The sequence below is a fragment of the Streptomyces colwelliae genome, assembly GCF_048158785.1.
In the GTDB taxonomy this organism is placed as follows: domain Bacteria; phylum Actinomycetota; class Actinomycetes; order Streptomycetales; family Streptomycetaceae; genus Streptomyces.
This window is the reverse complement of the sequence record NZ_JBLTJC010000040.1, coordinates 1-22,029: the sequence shown is the minus strand read 5'-3', so window position 1 is coordinate 22,029 and position 22,029 is coordinate 1. Positions and strand designations below refer to the sequence as shown.

Here is a 22,029-nt window from a genome sequence, read left to right as displayed (position 1 = left end):
TGAACGCGGGTAGCGCGCGCCGTCGCTCGCTCTAGCTCAGCGCCGGGCTTGTGCCTACCATGGGTAACGTGGCGTCACCTGAGGCTCAGGACCATCAACTGGCTCTGTTTTATCGGCAGTTGTCGTGCTCCGAAGCCGAGAAGTCACCGTCACATACCGCGCCACACGTTGTCGTACGCCGCGTCCTCGACGCTCTTCCGCTGCCGTACGGCCTCCAGCTCCGTCACCGCGTCGTGGACCACGGCGATGACCGTGTCCAGCGACTCGTCGGTGACCTTCGCGGAGTCCTCGTCCGACACCTCGCGGATCCCGGCGGCCGCGGCGAGCTGGGCGAGGACGGGTTCGCCCTCGGCCCAGCGGTCCGCCGCGCGGCTGCGGACCGGGGAGTCGACCAGGGCCGTCCGGCCGGTGCGGACCGGGATCCAGCGCCCGCGCTGCCGGGCGACCAGCCCCTCCGCCTCCAGCACGGCGAGATAGGCGGAGGAGAGGCTGCGCCCGCGCCGCCACAGCCAGTCCTCGACCGACTCGTACGGCGTCTCCCGCACGAGCGCGGCCGCCGCCTGGTCCAACAGGACGTCTTCCATGGGGAGTTGGGGGTTCGGCACGATCAGGTCGCCGTCCAGCGTCACGGCTCCGGCGGCGAGGAGGTCGATCACCTCCGCTCCGGCGAGCGCGAGCGAAAGGTCACCCGTCTCGACGGGGCGCTCGGGTGCGACATCCATGGCGACGATCATCAGGTCCCGCGGTGTGCTCATGGGTGCCAACCTAGCGCGGCCTATGCGAGGAGGCATCGACACCCAACGTTTACATAATTCCGTCCCGCCGTCAGCGATGTTTCGGGACTGTGAGCCTCGGATGAATAGCAGGGGCTTTTGGACCGCTTGCGCCACTGCGGTCCGAGTGGTGTGCCCTCTGAAGGAAATTGGCAGGGTTTTCGGTTGTTTGGGGGCCGGTTCCCGATGGCCTGATCACCCCCGTCGACCAGTTGCTTGCCTGGACCTTGTTGACCGACGAGTAACCGGGGGGCTAGCTTTCCATCAGCCCTCTTGCGCCTCTGCGATTACATTCGGCGCACCCCCGCCGAAACCCCCCACCGTGTAGTTTCACCGTTTATTCGGAGAATCATGACGCCTGTCGCGCGCGCCGAATGCATGATCCTTGGAATCACCCCGTTCCATGAGCCGGACGCCCGACTCGCGGCGGCCGTCAGCCGTGCCGGTGGGTTGGGGGTACTCGACCTGGGACTGGGCGACCGAAGATCCAGAGAGGCCCTGGCGCGCATCCGGCGCTGGTCCCCCGGCCCTTTCGGGGTACGGGTCGGACCTCACTGCCGGATCGCTCCCGGTGACCTCACGACAGGCGCGGGCGCGGTCCCGCACACCGTGGTCCTCACCGCGGACGCCGCCTGGCAGGTCGGCGAGGTCGCGGCGGAGCACCGGGTGCTGGTCGAGGTCACCGACCCGGACCAGGCACTGGCGGCGGTCCGCGCCGGCGCGCACGGACTGATCGCCCGGGGCGCCGAGAGCGGCGGCCGGGTGGGCGAGTTGAGCACTTTCGTGTTACTTCAACGGCTGCTCGCCGAGCCCGGTGTGGACGTCCCGGTCTGGGCCTGCGGCGGCATCGGCCCCCGTACGGCGGCCGCGGCCGTGGCCGGTGGCGCGGCCGGGGTCGTCCTCGACAGCCAGCTGGCCCTGCTCGCCGAGTCGGGCCTGCCGGAGGCGGCGGCTGCGGCACTGCGCTCGATGGACGGTTCCGAGACCACGCTGGTGGCCGGTCACCGGGTCCTGTTGCGGCGCGGCCCGGACGCCCCCCAGGTGCCCGCCGACCGGGTCCCCGAACTGCTCGGTGCCCGCGACCCGCGCACCCAGTTGCTGCCCGTCGGCCAGGACGGTTTCCTCGCCGCGCGCTTCGCCGAACGCTGGGGCGACACGGGTCGCACGGTGCGCGAACTGACCGCCGCCATAAGGGAATCCGTACGGGACGCGGGACCGGCCGACGCGTTGCGCGCCGGGTCCCCGATGAGCCGGACCCTGGGCACTCAACTCCCCATCGCTCAGGGCCCGATGACCCGTGTCAGCGACCAGGCGGAGTTCGCCGCGGCCGTCGCCGAGGGCGGTGCCCTGCCGTTCGTCGCGCTGGCGCTGTCGAGCGGCGAGCAGTCGCGGGCGGTGCTGGCCGAGACCCGCGCCGCCGTGGGGAGGCGGCCCTGGGGTGTCGGGGTGCTCGGCTTCGCGCCCGAGGAGATGCGCAACGCCCAGCTCGAAGCCGTACGGGAGCTGGAGCCCACGCACGCGATCATCGCGGGCGGACGCCCCTCCCAGGCCGAGGCGCTGGAGCGGGCCGGGATCTCCACCTTCCTGCACGTGCCCTCGCCGGGGCTGCTGCGGCAGTTCCTGGACGCGGGGGTGCGCAGGTTCGTGTTCGAGGGCTCCGAGTGCGGCGGCCATGTCGGACCGCGCGGCAGTTTCCCGCTGTGGGAGGCACAACTCGCCGTCCTGGACGACTTCTTGGAGAAGGCCGAAGCGGGTACGGCGGAGCGCGTCGAGGTGTTCTTCGCGGGCGGCGTCCACGACGAACGCTCGGCGGCGATGGTGGCCGCGCTCGCCGCACCGCTCACCGCGCGCGGCGCCGCCGTCGGCGTGCTGATGGGCACCGCCTATCTGTTCACGGAGGAGGCGGTGACGCGCGGGGCGGTCCAGCCCCTGTTCCAGGAGCAGGTCGTCCAGGCCACGCGCACCGCGCTCCTGGAGACCGCGCCCGGTCACGCCACCCGCTGCGTACCGAGCCCGTTCAGCGACAACTACCTCGAATTCGAGGCCCAGTTGCGCGAGCAGAGCGTACCCGACCGGCAGATCTGGGAGAAGCTGGAGCGGCTCAACGTCGGCCGGCTGCGCATCGCCAGCAAGGGCGTGGAGCGGGACGCGGACGGTGCGCTCACCGCCGTGGACGAGCAACGCCAGCTCGCCGAGGGGATGTTCATGGCCGGCGAGGTCGCCGTGCTGCGTTCGGCGACCACCACGATCGACGCCCTGCACCGCTCGGTGACCGAGGAGGCCGCCGACTTCCTGGCCGACAGCGCGCGAACCGCCCGCGCCCGTCTGGGAGTCGAGGAGACCGTCGAGCCGGAGGCGCCCGCACCCCTGGACATCGCGGTCATCGGCATGGCGTGCATGTTCCCGCAGGCACCCGACCTCCCTACGTTCTGGGCGAACATCCTCGGCGGGCGCGACTCCGTCGACGAGGTCCCGCCCGACCGCTGGGACCCCGCCGTGCACTACTCGCCGGACAAGACCGGCGCCACCCCGTCGAAGTGGGGCGGCTTCCTCCCGCGCATCCCCTTCGACCCGCTGCGTTACGGCATCCCGCCGGCCTCCCTCGGCAGCATCGAACCGGTGCAGCTGCTGGCCCTCGAAGCGGCCCGGCGTTCGCTGGAGGACGCCGGATACGGCGACCGGGGACGGGAGTTCGACCGCGCACGCACCTCCGTGGTGTTCGGCGCGGAGGCGGGCAGCGACCTGTCCAACGCGACCACGCTGCGTGCCGTACTCCCGTCCTACTACGGGAAGCTCCCGCAGGGCATCGAGGAGCAGCTCCCCACGCTCACCGAGGACTCCTTCCCCGGCATGCTCTCCAACGTCATCTCGGGCCGCATCGCCAACCGGCTCGACCTCGGCGGCGCCAACTTCACGGTCGACGCGGCCTGCGCGTCCTCGCTGGCCGCCGTCGACGTCGCCTGCAAGGAACTCGTGGGCGGCACCAGCGATGTCGTGCTGTGCGGGGGCGCCGACCTCCACAACGGCATCAACGACTACGTCCTCTTCTCCTCCGTGCACGCCCTGTCCCCCACCGGCCGCTCCCGCGCCTTCGACAGCTCGGCGGACGGCATCGCGCTCGGCGAGGGCGTCGCCTGCGTGGTCCTCAAGCGGCTCGCGGACGCGGAGCGGGACGGCGACCGGATCTACGGCGTGATCAAGGGAGTCGGCAGCTCCAGCGACGGCCGCTCCCTGGGCCTGACGGCACCCCGGCCCGAGGGCCAGCGGGCCGCGCTGGAGCGGGCGTACCGCAACGCGGGTGTCTCCCCCGCCGAGGTCGGCCTGGTCGAGGCGCACGGCACCGGGACGGTCGTCGGCGACCGCACCGAACTCTCCATCCTCAGCGAGGTGTTCACCGAGTCCGGCGCCGGGGCGGGCAGTTGTGCGCTCGGCTCGGTCAAGTCGCAGATCGGGCACACGAAGTGCGCCGCCGGACTCGCCGGTCTGATCAAGACCGTGCTGTCCCTCTACACCGGCGTCAAGCCGCCCACCCTGCACATGAAGCAGCCCAACTCGGCCTGGAAGGAGGACGACAGCCCGTTCGTCTTCCACGCCCGGCCGCGGCCCTGGGCCGCCCCTGCCGAGGAACGCGTCGCGGGGCTCAGTGCGTTCGGCTTCGGCGGCACCAACTTCCATACAGTGATCCAGGCTTACGGGGATGCCGTACCGCCCGCTCACGGACTGGACGCGTGGCCCGCCGAGTTGTTCACCTTCCGGGGAGCGGACCGGGCGGCGGCGCGCCGGGGCATCGAAGAGATCCTGAAGCTCGCGGAGGCGGGTCACTGGAAGCTGCGCGACCTCGCGCTGAGCGCTTCGCGACGCTCGGACGCCCGGCACGAGCCGGTGCGGGTGGCGGTCGTGGCACGGGATGTGGCGGGGCTGGCCGGGCAGTTGCGGCGGGCGCTGGCCGGTGAGCATGATCCGGCCGGGGGGATTCACCTCGCGGAGCCTGAGGCGGAGGCCGACACGGAATCCGGCGCGAACGCCGAGGCCAGGACCGGCGCGGGACCCGGAGCCGGCGCGGGCAAGGTCGCGTTCCTCTTCCCCGGTCAAGGCAGTCAGCGGCCCGGCATGCTCGCCGAGGTCTTCATCGCGTTCCCCGAGTTGCAGCACTATCTGCACCTGGGCCGCGACCACGCCGACGCGCTCTACCCGCCGACCGCCTTCGACGACACCGCCCGCGACCGCCAGCAGGCCGGTCTCACCGACACCCGGGTCGCGCAACCCGCGCTGGGCATCGCGGGGTTGGCGGCCCACGCCCTGCTCACCGAGGCGGGCGTGCGGCCCGACATGGCGGCCGGGCACAGTTACGGTGAGCTGGTCGCCCTGTGCGCGGCGGGCGCGATCGCGCCGGAGGCACTGCTGGAGCTGAGCGCCGAACGCGCGGCGGCGATCCTCGAAGCCACGGGCGCGGACGACCCTGGCACCATGGCAGCGGTCGCGGCCGGTGCCGAGGACGTCGAACAGGCCCTCAAGGCGGCGGGCGCACCCGACTCGGTCGTCGTCGCCAACCACAACTCGCCCCGCCAGACGGTGATTTCGGGCCCGACAGAGGCAGTCGCCACAGCCGTACGGCTCCTGCGCGACGCCGGTCTCGGCGCCAAGCGCATCCCCGTGGCCTGCGCCTTCCACAGTCCGCTGGTGGCGGGGGCGGGCGAACGGTTCGCGGAGGCTCTTGCTCAACGGCCCGTGCTCACACCCGAGTTCCCCGTGTGGTCCAACCGTACGGCGGCCCCGTACGGGGAGGGCGCCGACGCGGTCCGGGCCGAACTCGCCGCGCAGATAGGCTCCCCGGTCGGCTTCGTCGCGCAGATCGAGGCGATGTACGAGGCGGGCGCGCGGGTCTTCGTCGAGGCCGGTCCCGGTTCCGTGCTGACCCGGCTGGTCGACCAGATCCTCGGTGACCGCCCGCACCGCACGGTCGCGTGCGAGCCCCGGCAGGACAGCGGGCTGCGCGGCTGGCTCGACGCGCTGGCCCAACTGGCCGTCGCGGGGCTGCCGGTGCGGACCGGCTGGCTGTTCAACGGGCGCGACGCCGTCGACGCGGCCCGGACTCCTGTGCCCTCGCGACCCGGCTGGACGGTCGACGGACAGCTGGTCCGTACCGCCGCCGGAGCACTCCTGCCCGGTGCCCTCGCACCGGCCCGACGTGTAGTGGAGACGACTGTGACGACGAACCCTCAGGACGGTGTCCCCGTCGAGGTGAACAGGGACGCGCTCATCTCCGAATTCCTGCGCACCAGCCGGGAGATGGTGGCCGCGCAACGGGATGTGCTGATGACGTACTTCGGCGCGGTACAGGGAACGGTGCCGCAGGGAACATGGGTTCCGGCACCGGCGCCCGCCGTGACCGAGGCGCTGCCGCAGCTGCCCGCCCTGCCGGCCGCCGAGGCATCCCTACCTCAACAGCCCACCGCACCAACGGAGTCGGCCGCCCCCCAGGTTCCCGAGGCTGTCACCGAGGCCGACGTCCTCCGGGTCGTCCTGGAGATCATCAGCGAACGCACCGGCTATCCCGTCGACATGATCGAGCCCGACCTCGATCTGGAGGCGGACCTCAGCATCGACTCCATCAAGCGCGCCGAGATCGCCGGCGAACTGGCCGGGCGCCTAGGCATCGGCGGCGGGATGGACGTCGCCTCGCTCGACGACGCCGAGTTGGAGGACCTCGCGAAGGCCCGTACGGCGGCCTCCGTCACGAGCTGGCTGTCGGCACGGCTGACAGAGCCCGCGGCGGCGGACGAGACACCCCCGAGTGTCAGCGCCCCTCAGGACACTTCCCCGCCTGCCAGCGCCCCGCAGGACGAGGTCACCGGCACCGCGCCGAAGCGGCTCCAGCTGCGGCCGGTGCTGCTGGCGCACCAGGACGGCGACAACCCGGCGGACCCGGCATCCGTGCTGAGCGGCCGGCGGTTCGTCCTCTACGGCGACGGTGAGGCCTCGGAGGCGGTCGCGGCGCGGCTCACCTCGTACGGCGCCGACACGGTGACCGTCGCCCCCGAGCACCAACTCACCGACGCCGACGGCCAGGTGGACGCCGTCCTGTATCTCGCGCCACTCACGGCATCGGCACCGGTGCTGCCCGACGCGTTCCCCGTGTTCCAGGCCGCTCTGCGGCGCGGCCCGCGCCAACTCCTCGCGGTACAGGGGGCGGACGGTGGTTCGGCGGGCCTGCACGGGCTGTTCCGTACGGTGGCCCGCGAGTACCCGGACACCGTCGCCCGGGTCGTCGAGCCGGCGGACACCGCGCCGGCCGCCGTCGCCGACGCGCTGATCGCCGAACTGCTGGCGCCCGGCGCCGAGCCGGTAGTGCTCCGAACCCCCGCTGGACGGCACGGACTTGAGCTGACCGAGACACCGCTCGGCGCCCTCGCGACCAACGGCGCGGGACCGGCCGGTGACGGGGTCGCGGAGGCCGCCGCCATCGGGCTCGACCGCGACTCGGTGGTCCTGCTGGTGGGCGGTGCGCGGGGCATCACCGCGAAGTTCGCCGTCGCGCTCGCCGCCGCCTCCCGGTGCCGTATCGAACTCCTCGGCAGGACGGTCGCGCCGGCCGGTCCCGAGGACCCGGCGACCGCGGGCGCCCGTACCCCGGCCGAACTGCGCGCCGCCCTCGCCGCCAAGGGCGGTGGGCTCACACCCGCCGAGATCAACCGCACCGCCGAACTCCTGCTCGCCCAGCGGGAGATCACCGCGACCCTGGACGAACTCACTGCCCTCGGCAGCGAGGCCCGCTACCACTCCGTCGACTTCCGCGAACCGGACGCCGCGCTCCAGGCGGTCAAGGAGATCCACGCCGAACACGGCCGCCTCGACGGTGTCGTCTACGCGGCCGGGGTCATCGAGGACCGGCTGATCGCCGAGAAGACCACCGAGTCCTTCCAGCGGGTCTACGGGACCAAGACGCACGGCGCCGAGGCGCTGCTGTCGGCGCTGGAGGAACTGCCCAACGGCCCTTCCTTCGCCGTCCTGTTCGGCTCCGTCTCCGCCGTCCTCGGCAACCGGGGCCAGGTCGACTACGCCGCCGCCAACGACGCCCTTCAGAGTCTGGGCACCGCCTGGTCCGCCCGCACCGGGCACCGTGCGCTCACCGTGCACTGGGGTCCGTGGGCGCCCACCGGTGGCCATCACGGCATGGTCACCCCGGAGTTGGGACGCGAGTACGCCCGGCGCGGCATCTCGCTGATCGACCCCGAGGAGGGCACCGCGGCCCTGCTGCGTGAACTCGCCTGGGGCGACGAGTCAGCAGGGGCCGTCGTCTACACCGCTTCGGGCTGGTAGCCATGACGGACCGTCAAGTGCCGGTCGCCATCGTGGGCATGTCGGTGCTGCTCCCCGGCGCCGCCGACCTCGACGCGTACTGGCGGAATCTGCTGGGCGGCACGGACGCCATCAGTGAGGTGCCGGACGGGCGTTGGGACGCGGACTACTACCGGCCGGACTCGGCGAGCGGTCCGGCCGTGGCCGACCAGGTGTACTGCCGGCGCGGCGGTTTCGTGGACGAGCTGGCCGAGGTGGAGGTCACCCGGTTCGGCATCATGCCGAACTCGGTGCCCGGCACCGAACCCGACCAGCTCATCGCCCTCCACGTGGCGGCCGCCGCCCTCGCCGACGCGGGCGGCGAGTCCCGGCTGCCCGACCGGCGGCGCGTCGGTGTCGTGCTCGGCCGGGGCGGCTATCTCACCCCCGGTCTGGTTCGCCTCGACCAGCGGGTCCGTACGGCGGGCCAACTCGTCCGCACGCTGGGCGAGTTGCTGCCCGACCTGGACCCCGGCCAGCTGGACCGCATCCGCTCCGCGTTCACCGAACGGCTCGGCCCCGACAGTCCCGAGTCGGTCATCGGCCTGGTGCCCAATCTCGCGGCGTCCCGCGTCGCCAACCGTCTCGACCTGCGCGGCCCGGCGTACACCGTGGACGCGGCCTGCGCGTCCTCGCTGATCGCCGTCGACCAAGCGGTGACCGAACTCGCCGCCGGGCGCTGCGACCTGATGCTCGCCGGAGGCGTCCACCACTGCCACGACATCACGCTGTGGAGCGTGTTCTCCCAGCTGCGCGCGCTCTCCCCGAGCCAGCGCATCCGTCCCTTCCACCGCGACGCCGACGGCATCCTGATCGGCGAGGGCACGGGCGTCGTCGTCCTCAAGCGCCTCGCCGACGCCGAGCGTGACGGCGACCGGATCTACGCCGTCATCCGCGGCACCGGCGTGTCCAGCGACGGCCGCGCCGCGAGTCTCGTCAACCCGGACTCGACCGGCCAGACCCATGCCGTTCGCCAGGCCTGGCAGGCGGCGGGGCTGGATCCCGCGCTGCCCGGTTCCATCGGCCTCCTTGAGGCGCACGGCACGGCGACACCTGCCGGTGACACGGCCGAACTGACCACGCTGGCCGAGGTGTTCGGGGACACGGGCACGTCCCACGGCCGTGCGGTGATCGGCTCGGTGAAGTCGATGATCGGCCACACGATGCCGGCCGCCGGGGTCGCCGGTCTGGTCAAGGCCGCTCTCGCCGTCCACCACGGCATGCTGCTGCCGACCCTGCACTGCGACGACCCGCACCCCGCGCTCGCGGCGACCCGGTTCCGTCCGCTGGAGCAGGCGGCTCCCTGGGAGACGACCTCCGAACAGCCGGTGCGACGGGCGGCGGTCAACGCGTTCGGGTTCGGCGGCATCAACGCACATGTGGTGCTGGAGGAGGCTCCAGGGGCGCGCGCCTCACGTTCGGCAACGGTGGCCGGCGGCGAACCGGAACGCGTGAACGCCTCCGCTCGCACGGTCTCCGTGGCCGAACCGGAACGCGTGCTGATGCTCGCCGCCGACAGCCCCGAGGCCCTCGCCGCACTTCTGGACGCGGACGACTCCGCCCTCCTGGCCGCAGCCAACACCCCTGCCACCTCGGGCCGTTCGCGGCTCGGCATCGTCGCCCCGGACGCCAAGCGGCTGACGCTGGCCCGCCGGGCGGTCGCCAAGGGGCGGGCCTGGCAGGGCCGTAGCGATGTGTGGTTCACGCCGAGCCCGCTGATCGGGGCCGGTGCGGGAAAGCTGGCGTTCGTCTTCCCGGGTCTGGAGGGCGACTTCACGCCCCGGGTCGAGGACGTAGCCGCGCACTTCGGACTGCGTGCGAACCGGTCCTCAACCCCGGCGCAGGTGGGGGACGTTGGCCGCCATGGATTCGATGTGGTCGGCGTCGGGCGGCTGTTGGACGCCGCGCTGCGCGAGATGGGTGTCGTCCCGGACGCGGTCGCCGGACACAGCGTCGGCGAGTGGACGGCGATGACCGCCGCCGGGGTGTACTCGCCGGACGAGGTCAGCGACTTCATGGAGGCGTTCGACCCCGACTCGGTGACGGTCCCCGGCCTCGCTTTCGGGGCGATCGGGGCCCCGGCGGAGCGCGTGCTGTCGGCCCTCGCCGACGAGTGGCCGGGCGCCGGAATCGTGCTCTCCCACGACAACGCGCCGGGCCAGTCGATGGTGTGCGGACCGGACAAGGCCGTGGACGAGTTCGTGCGGTCCTTCCGCGCGCAGGGCGTGCTGAGCCAGGTACTCCCGTTCCAATCCGGCTTCCACACACCGATGTTGAAGCCCTACCTCGCCCCGATCGAAGAGGCCACGAACCGCTTCCGCCTCCACCCGCCGACGGTCCCCCTGTGGTCGGGGACGACCGCCTCGCCGTTCCCTTCGGACGAGAAGGCGGTACGCGAGCTCTTCATCCGCCACCTCCTGGAACCCGTGCGCTTCCGCCAGCTCGTCGAGGCCATGTACAGCGCCGGCCACCGCGCGTTCGTCCAGGTCGGCACCGGTCAACTCGGCTCCCTCATCGACGCGACCCTGAGCGGACGCGATCACCTGGTCGTCGCCGCCAATTCGCCCCACCGCTCCGGACTGGCCCAACTCCGGCGCGTGGCCACGGCGACCGGCCGCGCCACCGACCCCGTCCTCGAAGACGCCGGGCGCCCGGGCGGGGGACGGGCGCCCGGCGTCGCGTTCCGCTTGGCCGGGCGTCGCACGGCAGGGGACGGCGGCCGACGTCAAGGCCACCAAAAACCCCTGCGCTCCCCGTCTGTCCACGTCGTACGCTGACGGCCGCTGTCTGCCGAGGGAGGACGCATGGGGATCCGAAGCCTGACCCGCATCGAAGCCGAGCGCCGGGCCGAGCTGATCGACGTCGAGCGGTACGACGTGGACGTCGATCTGACCGCACTGCCCGACGGTCCGGAGGTCCGCTGCGTCTCCACGGTGGCGTTCACGTGTCGCGAACCGGGCGCGAAGACCTTCGTGGACTGTGCGGCCCGGGTGCTGAGCGCCACGCTGAACGGGGTCGGACTCGCCCCCGCCGAGGACGGGCGGATCCGGCTCCCCGCCCTCGCCGAACACAACGTGCTGCGGGTGGAGAGCGTCCAGGCCGACACGACGGCCGGCGAGGGCGTACACAAGGCGACGGACCCCGCCGACGGCGAGGTGTACGTGTGGATGAGCTTCGAACCGGACGAGGCCCGCTTCGTCTGGGCCTGCTTCGACCAGCCCGACCTCAAGGCCCCGCACGCCTTCACCGTCACGGCCCCGTCCGCCTGGACCGTCACCAGCAACTCCGGCGACGCGCACGTCGAGGAGCTGGACACGGCCCGCCGCTGGACCTTCCCGGACACCCCGCCCCTGTCCGTGTACAACACGGTCATCAACGCGGGCCCCTTCCACGAGGTCCGCCGCGAGGCCGACGGCCACAACCTGGGCCTGTACGCCCGCCGTTCACTCGCCGAGGTCCTCGAACGCGACGCCGACGAGATCTTCACCCTGACCAGCCAGGGCCTCGCCTTCTACGCCGAGGTCTTCGCGATGCCGTTCCCGCAGCGGCGCTACGACCAGGTGTTCGTGCCGGAGTTCGGCGGGGCGATGGAGAACTACGGCTGTGTGACCTGGTCGGACGCGTTCCTTCGCCGGGCCGCGCCGACCCCGGCCGAACACGGGCTCCTGGCAAGGGTGTTGCTGCACGAGATGGCGCACATGTGGTTCGGCAACATCGTCACCATGCGCTGGTGGGACGACCTCTGGCTGAACGAGGCGTTCGCGGAGTTTGCCTGCCACTGGGCGGCCGAGCGCGCCACCCGGCACACCGACGCGTGGGCGAGCCATCTGATGATCGGCAAGATCAGCGCGTACCTGTCCGACCAGGGCCCCGCCTCGCACCCGATCCACCAGCCCATCCACGACGTCGCCCAGGCCGCGTCGATCTTCGACAACATCACGTACCCCAAGGGCGCGTCCGTCCTCCAGCAGCTCAAGACGTACGTCGGCGAAGACCACTTCAGGACCGGCATGGCCGCCTACTTCGCCCGCCACGCGTGGGGCAACACCACGCTCCAGGATCTGATCGACTCCCTGTCCGAGGCCAGCGGCCGCGACCTCGACACCTGGCGCACGGCCTGGCTGGCCACTGCGGGCACCGACCGCTTCACCCTGGAGCGCGACGGCGACACGGTCACTCTGGTGGCCGCCGCCGAGCCGCGTCCGCAGGTGCTGGCGGTGGGCGCGTACGCCAGGAACGGCGACGCGCTGGAACGCCGGGCGCTGGTACGGGTCGAGGTGACGGAACCCCGCACGACCGTCACCGGCCTCCCGCCCGCCGCGGACGTCCTGCTGATCAACGACGACGACCTGACCTTCGCGACGACCCGCCCGGATCCCACGACCAGGGATGCCCTCTTCCGTACGGCGGCGCAGTTGCCCACGGCCATCTCCCGGGGCGTGGCCGCGGCCACCGTCTGGGACATGCTGACGACCGGCGAGGCCACGGCGGCGGAAGCCGGGCGGTGCCTCACCTCCGTTCTGACGGCCGAGACGTCCGACGCGGTGATCGAGCCGTATCTGACCCTCGCCGCGAACGTGGCCGAACTCTGGGCGCCGCCCGCCGAGCGCGACGGACTCTCGGCAGCGGTGGCGGCGGCCTGTCGCGCCCTCGCCGGGGACCCCGGCCGCCGTCAGGTCGCGCTGCGCGGACTGGCCCGTACCGCGACGACCACGGACGATCTCGCCTGGCTCCGCGAACAGGCCGGCGACGACGTGGACCTGCGCTGGCGCGCGCTGGTCCGCGAGGCGGAACTGGGCGGCGACATCACCGCGGAGTCCGAACTCCTGCTCACGCGCGACCCGGACCCCGACGCCTGGCTCCGCGCCCTCACCGTACGGGCCGCCCTGCCCGACGCGGCCACGAAGGCGGAGGTCTGGCAGCAGCTGGTCGTGGACCGTACGGTCCCCATCAACTCGGTCGGCCTGGTCGCCGCGGCCTTCTGGCGCCCCGGCCAGGACGCACTCCTCGCGCCCTACGCCGAGCGCTACCTGGAGGCGGTCCCGAAGCTGCACCAGGGCGGAATGATCCTCGCGATGAGCTACACGTACCGCCTCTTCCCCCTGCACGCCATCGACGCCACGTACATCGACCAGGCCCGGCAGGCGTCCCAGGAGGCGGTCCCGGTGGTCCGCACGACCGTCCTGGAACGCTCGGACGAGGTGAGCCGGATGCTCCGCGCCCGGGGCACGTCGGACTGACGGGCTCAGCGGCCCGTTCCACCGCCCAACCGGTCGGCCAGGCACGCGAGATGGAGGGCCATGGCTGTCCGGTACTCGCGCAGTGAGTGGCCGTTGATCTGCTCGATCTTGTTCATCCGGTAGACGCCGGTGTTCCGATGGATGTGCAGGGCCTCGGCGGTACGGGCACACCGGCCACCATCCCGACGCGCTCACGCCGTTCCGCTTCGGCCAGGGGCCTTGGCAAGGGCCTAGTCCGCAGGTGGCGTCGGCGCGGGCGCGGCAGGTTCCGGGTGGGGATAGGACGGCTGGACGCGCAGTGGGCGGGCCGCCCAGGCGGGCAGGTGCCAGTTCCAGCCGCCGAACAGGGAGACGAGGGAGGGAACGAGCAGCATCCGCACGATGGTCGCGTCCAGCAGGATGCCGATGCCGAGGCCGGTCGCCAGTGTCTTGAGGTCGGTGCCCGGTCCCGAGGCCAGTGCGGCGAAGGCGAGGAAGAGGATGAGTGCGGCGCTGGTGACGAGTCGGCCGGTGCGGCCGATGCCCTCGACGACCGCGTCGTCGGTGGAGAGGCCGGCGTCGTACTCCTCCCGGATGCGGGAGAGGATGAACACCTCGTAGTCCATGGACAGTCCGAACAGGAACGCGAAGATCATGATCGGGATCCAGAACGTGACGGCCCCGGTCGCGGCGATGCCGAAGAGCGTGTTGGAGCCATGGCCGTCCTGCCAGAACAGCACCATCAGGCCCAGTGTCGCCGCCAGCGAGATCAGGTTCAGCAACACCGCCTTCAGGGGCAGCAGCAGGGAGCGGAAGGCGCGCACCAGCAGGACGTACGTCAGCAGCGCGATGATCGTGAGCATCAGCGGGAAGTTGCCGTAGACGGCGTGCAGGAAGTCGATCTGTGCCGCGCCGACGCCGGCGACACCGACGACTCCGGGCAGGTGCTCGGTGGCGGTCTTGACCCGTTTGACGACGTCGATGCTCTTCGAGTTCACCGTCTCGGTGTCCGGGATCACCACGACGATGCTCTGTCCGCCCTGGTTGCCCGCGGGCCCTGTCGGCACGAGGACGCTGGTCACGCCGTCGACCTTGGTCAGCTCGGCGGCGACGGGTTTCGCCTGGTCGGTGCTGACCAGGACCTCCATCGGGGTCAGCGCGCCGGTCGGGACGCCACCGCGCTCCAGGGTCTGCAGGGTCTCGTAGGCGGGGCCGCTCTTGGCCAGCGACTCCGAGGAGGCCAGGCCGATCTTGATGCCGAGGAAGACGCCGACGAGGGCTGCGAGCGCGGCCAGGGCCGCGGCGGCCGCGATCCAGCGGCGCCGTACGACCGCGGCGGTCCAGCGGCTCCAGAAACGGCTCGCCCGGTTCTCGTGCCGGATCTTGGGCCAGTCGACCTTCGGCCCGATGCCGCCGAGGATCGCGGGGGTCAGGGTGAGCGTCGTCAGGACGCTGGCGAGCGGGATGAGCGCGCCGCCGTAACCCATGCTGCGCAGGAACGGGACGGGCAGGACGACCAGCGAGAGCAGGCCGATGGCCACCGTGACCCCGCTGAACACGATCGCGTGCCCGGCGTGCTGCATCGCGACGACGACCGCGTCGTGGTTGTCCCGGCCGCGGTCGCGTTCCTCGCGCCAGCGGGTGACGAACAGCAGCGAGTAGTCGATCGCCACGCCCAGGCCGATCAGGGCGACCAGGAACTGCACGATGAACGACATGTCGGTCACATAGGTGAGCGGCAGCAGCATCACGAAGGTCGCGAGGATCGACACCGCGGCTACGAGCAGCGGCAGCAGGGCCAGGAAGGAGGCGAACACGAAGGCGAGGACGGCGAGTGCGCCGACGGCGCCGAGGAGCGTCTCGCCGAGGACCCCGGGTCCGCCCCCGTCGTCGCCGCCGGAGGCCAGTGGGTCCTCTCCGGTCACCCCGATCACCGCGCCCGTCGGCACGGCCTTCTCGGCCGCCGCGCGGATCGGGTCGGTCAGCGGTTTCTGGCTGGGCGACGGGTTGAACCGGTAGAACACCAGCGCGTAGGCGGTGCGGTCGTCCTTCGTCCGGAAGGCCTTGTCCCCGGTGTTCGCCTCGTCGATCACCCGCACGCCCGGCACCGCCGTGCCGACGGCGGTGAAGACCCGCCCGACGTCCGACTCGTGACCGGTGACCGTCTGCCCTGCCGGAAGGGTGACCGCCACCAGATAGGGATTGGTGTCGCCGCCGCTGCCGAAGGCGTCCTCGATCTTGTGCGCGGTCACGGTGCCGGGCTGGCCGGGCAGGGAGAAGTCGATCGTCAGCCGGTCCGTGGTACGACCGGCCAGCAGGATGCCGGCGACCAGCACCAGACCCCAGAACGCCACCACCGCTTTGCGATGACGCAGAACGAATTCGGCCCACCGTCGCATGCCGGACCTTCCCAGCGTCGTAGGTTGCGCGAGTTTAGCCCGCGGCCCGCTTTCTCCGCTATCGGAACGATCCATCCGCTTTGACGGGATCCGGAAGCATGGAATCCGGACGCGCGGACCTCAGGAAGAGAGCGCGCGCGAGCGGTGTTTAGCCTGTCAGCACTGGATCATCACCGGACGCGTGAGAACGGAGCAGTCAAGGTGAACGACGCGCCGAAGGCCGACATACGCCAGGGAACGGAGTATCCGACTCCGACGCCCGATGTGCTGGATCGGGTACGGCGGCACCGGCGCCACACTCTGGAACTGCTCACCGTCTGCGCCGTGGGACTCGTCCCGTGGACGGTCCTGCTGGCGGTGACGCTGCCGTCCGCCTACGAGGTCCACCAGTGGCGGACGACATGGGTCGGGTTCGACGTCCTGCTGGTGCTCTCGATGGCGGCCACCGCGCTGCTCGGCTGGCGGCGGCACCGGGCGGTCATCGTGGCGGCGGCCGTCTCGGCTGCGCTGTTGATCTGCGACGCGTGGTTCGACGTGTCACTGGCCTTCGGCACCTCGGACGTCTGGTCGGCCGCGGCCCTCGCGGTCTTCGCCGAACTGCCGCTGGCCGGCTACCTGATCCATCGTGTGCTGGCGATGATCTCGCTCGCACGGTGGCCGTCCGTGGAAGCGGCCACCAGGCTAACCGAATAGCCTTTTTGCCTCTGCGGCAACGGTGAGGTTTTCGCAACTCCCCTTTGTTCCCGATGACTTCGTTCGGAAATCCACGGGGCTGAAGTTTGTCGCCATGGAGAGCGGCGAGGTGGCAAGACCTCGGCGCGCGGCATGGAGGATGTCATGCCCGAGATGTATTTCGATGTGCGCTGGCCCGACGGTCTGACCCAGCGCTGCTATTCCCCTTCCACGATAGTCGAGGACTACTTCGCGCCGGGCGGTGAATACGAGCTCGCCGAATTCGTCGAGCGCAGTCGTACGGCGCTCGGTATCGCCGGGGAGCGGGTCCGGGAGAAGTTCGGCTTCTTCTGCACCGGCGCCTCCGACCAACTCGCCCTGATAGAGCGGACGGCCGCGGCATACGGCGACGTCACCGGGGCCAGGGTCACGGTCGAGTCCCTCACCGGTGCCGACGGGAGCCCGCGATGAGCCCGGCGGCACGGCTGGCCGGCGCGCACTACTCGGTTGCCGTGGTGGGCGGTGGCCAGGCGGGCCTCTCCGTCAGCCACGAGCTGCGCGAACGCGGCATCGACCACGTCGTCGTCGAGGCCCACCGGGTCGGACACGAGTGGCGCGAGCGCCGCTGGGACTCCTTCTGTCTGGTGACGCCCAACTGGCAGTGCAGGCTGCCCGGTTACCCCTACCAGGGCGACGATCCCGACGGCTTCATGGTCCGCGACGACATCGTGCGGTACCTGGAGGGCTACGTCGACCACTTCCGGCCCCCGCTGGTCGAGGGCGTGACGGTCACCCGGCTGCGCCGCTCCCCGAGCGGGGTCTTCGAACTCGCCACCACCGAGGGGGACTTCACCGCCGACCAGGTGGTGACAGCGACCGGCCCGTACCACACCCCCTCCCTCCCTGGGATGGCCCAACGGCTGCCCGACTCCGTCACCCAGGTCCACTCCTCGCGCTACCGCAACGCCGCCCAACTCCCGCCGGGCGCCGTCCTGGTGGTCGGCACCGGCCAGTCCGGCTGCCAGATAGCCGAGGACCTGCACCTCGCCGGACGCCAAGTACATCTGGCCGTCGGCAGCGCGCCCCGCGTCGCCCGCTTCTACCGCGGCCGTGACTGTGTGGCGTGGCTCGACGAGATGGGCCACTACGCGAAGAGCATCGACGACTTCGACGACGCCGGCGCGGTCCGGATGCGCGTCAACCACTACGTCACCGGACGCGACGGAGGCCGCGACATCGACCTGCGCGCCTTCGCCCGCGACGGCATGCGGCTGTACGGACGGCTCACCGAAGTCGGCGGCAGCGCACTGGAGTTCGCCGACGACCTCAAGGTGAACCTCGATCACGCGGACGCCGTGGCCGAGGGCATCAAGGACGCCATCGACGCCCACATCACCGCCCAGGGCATCGCGGCACCGGACGAACCCCGCTACGTCCCCGTGTGGGAGCCGGACGACCAGCCCCGTGAACTCGACCTGGCTCAGGCCGACATCACCTCCGTCGTCTGGTCGACCGGGTTCCGCCGCGACCACCGCTGGATCGAGGCTCCGGTGTTCGACGGCCGCGGCTACCCGATGCACTGGCGTGGCGCGACCAGCGTCCCCGGCCTGTACTTCCTGGGCCTGCCCTGGCAGCACTCATGGGGTTCGGGACGCTTCGAAGCGGTGGGCAGGGACGCGGAGTTCCTGGCCGACCACATCGAGGCCTCCCGCCGCCTGGCCGACGTCTGCGGCACCCTCACCGGCGCCCCCACCGAACTCGCCTCCGCCCTCCCGATCGGCTGAGGCGGAGGAAGAGGAGAAGAAGAGGACGAGGAACGGGACGACACACACATGGTCTACGACGCACACCGCCACATCGGCGTCCTCCCCGCCTACCCCTTCTACGGCGGCCCTCCGGTCAACCCCGACACCACTGCCCGCGCCACCGTCAAGCAACTCATCGCCGACCTGGACGCGGAGGGCACCGAACGCGCCCTGGTCATCCCCAACTACGGCGTCCCGGACCCCGCGATCGCCTTCTCCTTCAACGAGTTGGCGATCGAGGCCGCCCAGACCGACGACCGCATCCGGGCCGGACTGTGGGTGTCCCCGCGCCCCGAGGACGAGCAACTCACCGCGCAGGCCTTGCAGTTGGCGGGCGAGCGGGGCGTGAAGGCGCTCAAGCTGAGCTTCCTGCTCGGCGGGCGTCCGACCGACCCGGCCTGCCGCCCCCACCTGGACCACATCTTCGCCGAGGCGGCCCGGCACGGGCTGGTGGTCCATGTCCACACCTCCCCCGGTGCCGCCTCCGACATCGACGAGGTCGGCCATCTGGTCGACTGGTACGCCGATCAAGTCCCCGTCCATCTCGTGCACTTCGGCGGCGGGATGAGCGGCCACATCAAGCTCGCCGGTTCCCGGTTCTTCGACTGGATCACCGCCGGCAAGCACGTATACACCGACCTCTCCTGGGCCATCGGTTTCACTCCCCGCTGGCTGGCCCGGGAGATCGAGCACCGTGGCATCGGCCACGACCGGGTGCTCTTCGCCAGCGACCAGCCGTGGGGCGACTTCACGGGCGAGTACGCCCGCCTCGCCGAAGCGACCGGCGGCGGCGAACTCGGCGACCTGGTCTTCCGGGACACGTTCGCCGCGCTCTACGACTGACCGACTCCCCTCTCAAGTCCGGTACGCACAAGGAGACAGCCATGTCCGAAACCGTCGAACTCAGCGAGATCGAGCAGCAGTCCCTCAACGAGATCCCCCACCCGTCCCTCCCCGACGGCACCAGCATCTACGGCGCCACAAAGGTGTTCCCCGACTACAAGGCCGAGGACGGCGAGACGTACTTCACGCTCGTCCACGGCATCGCCCACGAGTCGTCGGTCTCCTTCGTCGCGGTCCTCCAGGCGACCCGCGCCCTGCGCAAGGGCTTCGAGACGGCCATCTACTTCTACGGCCCCGGCTCCCTCAACTGCCTTGCCACGCGCGGCTTTCCGACCACCGGCAACTCGGCGTTCCCCGGCGAGCACAACATCAACAACCAGCTCAAGACGTTCATCGCCGAGGGCGGCAAGGTGTTCTGCTGCCGCTTCGGCCTCTCCCTGCACGGTGCCCGCGAGGAGGACCTCATCGAGGGTGTCATCCCGACCCACCCGCTCGACGTCCAGGACGCGCTGATCCACTACGCGCGCAAGGGCGCCATCATCAACTCCACCTACCAGCTGTAAGGGGGCCGCTGTGAGCGTTGGCACCGAATCGACGAGTACGGCGGTGGATGTACGCATCCTGACCCGCGCCGAACTCGCCCTGCACGGCGTCGCGTTGGACGCCCCCGTACGGCGGCCCGACGGCGCGGGTCCGAGCGGCGACGGTCACGTCCTCGTCGACGGTGCCAACGCCGCGCTGCCCACCAACCAGGCCAGCCCCTACCGCGTACGCGACGGCAAGGTCTGGCTGGGCGACGAGGACGGACAACTCACCGACACCGGGCTCGCGTTGACCGCCGTGAGCCGCCCGAAGTTCTACGACCTCACCACCACGGACGGCACCCCCTACGAGCACATCGCCCGCCTCCACGGCGCCGACGTCCTCGCCACCACCGTCGTCCAGACCTGTATCCGCTACGCCGAGTCCGACCGCTGCCGCTTCTGCACCATCGAGGAGTCCCTGCGCTCGGGCGCGACGGTCGCCGCCAAGACACCGGCGCAGCTCGCCGAAGTCGCCGAAGCGGCGGTGCGGTTGGACGGCGTCAAGCAGATGGTCATGACCACGGGCACGACCACCGGCCCCGACCGGGGCGCGCGCAACCTCGTCCGCTCCGTGCGCGCCGTCCTCGAAGCGGTGCCCGGCCTGCCCATCCAGGTGCAGTGCGAACCGCCCGGCGACCTCGCCTGGATCCGCGCACTGCACGACGCCGGGGCCACCACGATCGGCATCCATGTCGAGTCCCTCGACGAGGAGGTGCGCGGGCGCTGGATGCCGGGCAAGTCGACGGTCCCGATGGCCGAGTACGAGACGGCGTGGGACGAGGCGGTGCGCGTTTTCGGACCGAACCGGGTCTCCACGTATCTCCTCGTCGGACTCGGCGAGGACCCGGACGAACTCATCGCGGGTGCGGGCGGGTTGATCGACCGGGGGGTGTACCCGTTCGTCGTGCCGTTCCGCCCGATGGCCGGCACGCTCGCCGCCCGCGACGGCATCCCGGCACCGAGCGCCGAACTCCTGACATACGTCACCCAGGGCGTCGCAGCCAGACTGCGCGAGGCCGGGATGAGCGGTGCCGACCAGAAGGCGGGCTGCGCGGCCTGCGGCGCGTGCAGTGTCCTCCAGTCGGCGGGCGGGTGATGGCCGTGTACCTCGACGGCTCCGCGGCACCACTCGTGACGGACGGGCCGGTCGACATCCTGGCGCTGCTGGGCGACCGGAGCACACTCGCCCGCCGTCCCGCGTTCCACATCGAACAGGCCGCCGACAACTCCGAGTTGGCCGACTACCGACGGCTGCGCACTGAGACCTTCGTCCACGAACAGGGGCTCTTCACCGGCGACGACCTCGACGACCGTGACGCCGACGCCCGTACCGTCGTGCTGGTCGCCCGGGCCCCGGACGGCACGGTCGTCGGCGGGGTACGGCTGGGCCCGGTCGACGACGGTCCGGACCTCGGATGGTGGCAGGGCGGCCGGCTGGTCGTCGCCCCGCGCGCCCGTGGTCCGCACGGGATCGGCGCGGCACTGGTCCGGGCGGCCTGCGCACGGGCCGAGGCGGAGGGTGTCCTGCGGTTCGACGCGACCGTGCAGGCCCGCAACGAGGTGCTCTTCCGGCGTCTCGGCTGGCAGTCCGTGCGGGCCACGGAGGTCGCCGGTACACCACACGTCCTGATGCGCTGGCCCGTCGCGCGGATCGCGGCCCAAGTCGCTTCCACGAAAGCCGCGTTGGGCCCACTGCTCGCCGAACTCCCCGCCCCGCCCGGCTTCGTCGGTGACGACGGCGCGCCCGTCCCCGGCAGCGATGTGATCGCAGCGTGCGACGCGATCGTGCCGTCGATGGTCGAGCGGGACCCGGAGTGGGCGGGCTGGTGCGCGGTCCTGGTGAACGTCAACGACCTTGCGGCGATGGGTGCTTCACCGGTCGGGCTGCTCGACGCGCTGGGTGCCCGTGATGCGACGCACGCCGCGCTGGTCCTCGCCGGACTGACCCGGGCGGCGCGGGCCTACAGCGTCCCGGTGCTCGGCGGCCACACCCAACTCGGCGTCCCTGCCGCCCTGTCGGTGACCGCGCTCGGCCGCACGGCCCGGCCCGTGCCCGGTGGCGGAGGGCGCCCCGGACACGCCGTACGGCTCACGGCCGACCTCGGTGGCGGCTGGCGTGCGGGCTACCGGGGCCGCCAGTGGGACTCGACCACCCGTCGTCGTACGGACGAACTCCGCACGATGACAAGGGCGGTGGCCGTCGCGCGACCGGCCGCCGCGAAGGACGTGTCGATGGCCGGGATCGCCGGCACGCTGGGGATGCTGGCCGAGGCGAGCGGCTGCGGGGCGGTGCTCGACGTGGCCGCCGTGCCCCGTCCGGCGGACGCGTCCATGGGCGACTGGCTGACCTGCTTCCCGGGGTTCGCGATGCTCACCGCCGACGAGCCGGACGCGCC

Annotated in this window: 11 protein-coding genes and 2 pseudogenes; 10 read left to right on the top strand and 3 right to left on the bottom strand. The window is 71.6% G+C overall.

Annotation, left to right across the window (positions count from 1 at the left end):
• Positions 1-149: 149 nt before the first annotated feature.
• A complete protein-coding gene (locus ACNFOC_RS11520; protein WP_416958986.1) occupies positions 150-755 on the bottom strand; it encodes a GOLPH3/VPS74 family protein in 606 nt (201 codons plus the stop codon).
• A 396-nt stretch (positions 756-1,151) separates the two neighbouring features.
• On the opposite strand from ACNFOC_RS11520, the gene ACNFOC_RS11515 reads away from it, so the two are divergent.
• From ACNFOC_RS11515 to pepN, 3 genes and pseudogenes are all read left to right on the top strand, one after another.
• On the top strand, positions 1,152-8,093 hold the full coding sequence (locus ACNFOC_RS11515; protein ID WP_416958985.1) for an SDR family oxidoreductase: 6,942 nt from the start codon (positions 1,152-1,154) through the stop codon (positions 8,091-8,093).
• A 2-nt stretch (positions 8,094-8,095) separates the two neighbouring features.
• A pseudogene (locus ACNFOC_RS11510) lies at positions 8,096-10,765 on the top strand (beta-ketoacyl synthase N-terminal-like domain-containing protein); the annotation flags it as partial.
• A gap of 150 nt (positions 10,766-10,915) precedes the next feature.
• Positions 10,916-13,351, top strand: coding sequence for an aminopeptidase N (gene pepN / locus ACNFOC_RS11505; RefSeq protein ID WP_416958983.1), 2,436 nt, complete (start codon positions 10,916-10,918; stop codon positions 13,349-13,351).
• A 5-nt stretch (positions 13,352-13,356) separates the two neighbouring features.
• Here pepN and ACNFOC_RS11500 read toward each other — a convergent pair.
• Positions 13,357-13,518 (bottom strand): annotated as a pseudogene (locus ACNFOC_RS11500) (helix-turn-helix domain-containing protein); the annotation flags it as partial.
• Between the two features lie 63 nt (positions 13,519-13,581).
• Positions 13,582-15,687 carry an MMPL family transporter gene (locus ACNFOC_RS11495; RefSeq protein WP_416958982.1) on the bottom strand — a complete coding sequence of 702 codons (2,106 nt, stop codon included), beginning with the start codon at positions 15,685-15,687 and terminating at the stop codon, positions 13,582-13,584.
• 243 nt (positions 15,688-15,930) lie between these two features.
• Here ACNFOC_RS11495 and ACNFOC_RS11490 point away from each other — a divergent pair, with 243 nt between their 5' ends.
• The 7 genes from ACNFOC_RS11490 to ACNFOC_RS11460 form a co-directional block, all read left to right on the top strand.
• A complete protein-coding gene (locus ACNFOC_RS11490) occupies positions 15,931-16,422 on the top strand; it encodes a hypothetical protein (protein ID WP_416958981.1) in 492 nt (163 codons plus the stop codon).
• A 144-nt stretch (positions 16,423-16,566) separates the two neighbouring features.
• Positions 16,567-16,872, top strand: a complete 306-nt coding sequence (locus tag ACNFOC_RS11485; RefSeq protein ID WP_384151278.1) for an MSMEG_0570 family nitrogen starvation response protein — start codon at positions 16,567-16,569, stop codon at positions 16,870-16,872.
• Positions 16,869-18,185: an MSMEG_0569 family flavin-dependent oxidoreductase gene (locus ACNFOC_RS11480; RefSeq protein WP_416958979.1), complete on the top strand. Its 1,317-nt coding sequence runs from the start codon at positions 16,869-16,871 to the stop codon at positions 18,183-18,185. The genes ACNFOC_RS11485 and ACNFOC_RS11480 overlap by 4 nt, the downstream gene beginning before the upstream one ends.
• 48 nt (positions 18,186-18,233) lie before the next feature.
• Positions 18,234-19,049, top strand: coding sequence for an amidohydrolase family protein (locus ACNFOC_RS11475; protein ID WP_416958978.1), 816 nt, complete (start codon positions 18,234-18,236; stop codon positions 19,047-19,049).
• Between the two features lie 41 nt (positions 19,050-19,090).
• A complete protein-coding gene (locus ACNFOC_RS11470; protein WP_033279770.1) occupies positions 19,091-19,612 on the top strand; it encodes an MSMEG_0572/Sll0783 family nitrogen starvation response protein in 522 nt (173 codons plus the stop codon).
• Between the two features lie 10 nt (positions 19,613-19,622).
• Entirely contained in the window at positions 19,623-20,729 is a 1,107-nt protein-coding gene (locus ACNFOC_RS11465; protein WP_416958977.1) for an MSMEG_0568 family radical SAM protein, read from the top strand.
• Positions 20,699-22,029: MSMEG_0567/sll0787 family protein (locus ACNFOC_RS11460; protein WP_416958976.1), on the top strand; the 1,331-nt coding region annotated here is incomplete at its 3' end. The genes ACNFOC_RS11465 and ACNFOC_RS11460, both read left to right, overlap by 31 nt.

Bases quoted from the DNA above. Each gene is read 5' to 3' on its own strand.
- pepN (WP_416958983.1), top strand. From the start codon at position 10,916: ATGGGGATCCGAAGCCTGACCCGCATCGAAGCCGAGCGCCGGGCCGAG.
- ACNFOC_RS11515 (WP_416958985.1), top strand. From the start codon at position 1,152: ATGATCCTTGGAATCACCCCGTTCCATGAGCCGGACGCCCGACTCGCG.
- ACNFOC_RS11480 (WP_416958979.1), top strand. From the start codon at position 16,869: ATGAGCCCGGCGGCACGGCTGGCCGGCGCGCACTACTCGGTTGCCGTG.
- ACNFOC_RS11485 (WP_384151278.1), top strand. From the start codon at position 16,567: ATGCCCGAGATGTATTTCGATGTGCGCTGGCCCGACGGTCTGACCCAG.
- ACNFOC_RS11475 (WP_416958978.1), top strand. From the start codon at position 18,234: ATGGTCTACGACGCACACCGCCACATCGGCGTCCTCCCCGCCTACCCC.
- ACNFOC_RS11470 (WP_033279770.1), top strand. From the start codon at position 19,091: ATGTCCGAAACCGTCGAACTCAGCGAGATCGAGCAGCAGTCCCTCAAC.
- ACNFOC_RS11520 (WP_416958986.1), bottom strand. From the start codon at position 755: ATGAGCACACCGCGGGACCTGATGATCGTCGCCATGGATGTCGCACCC.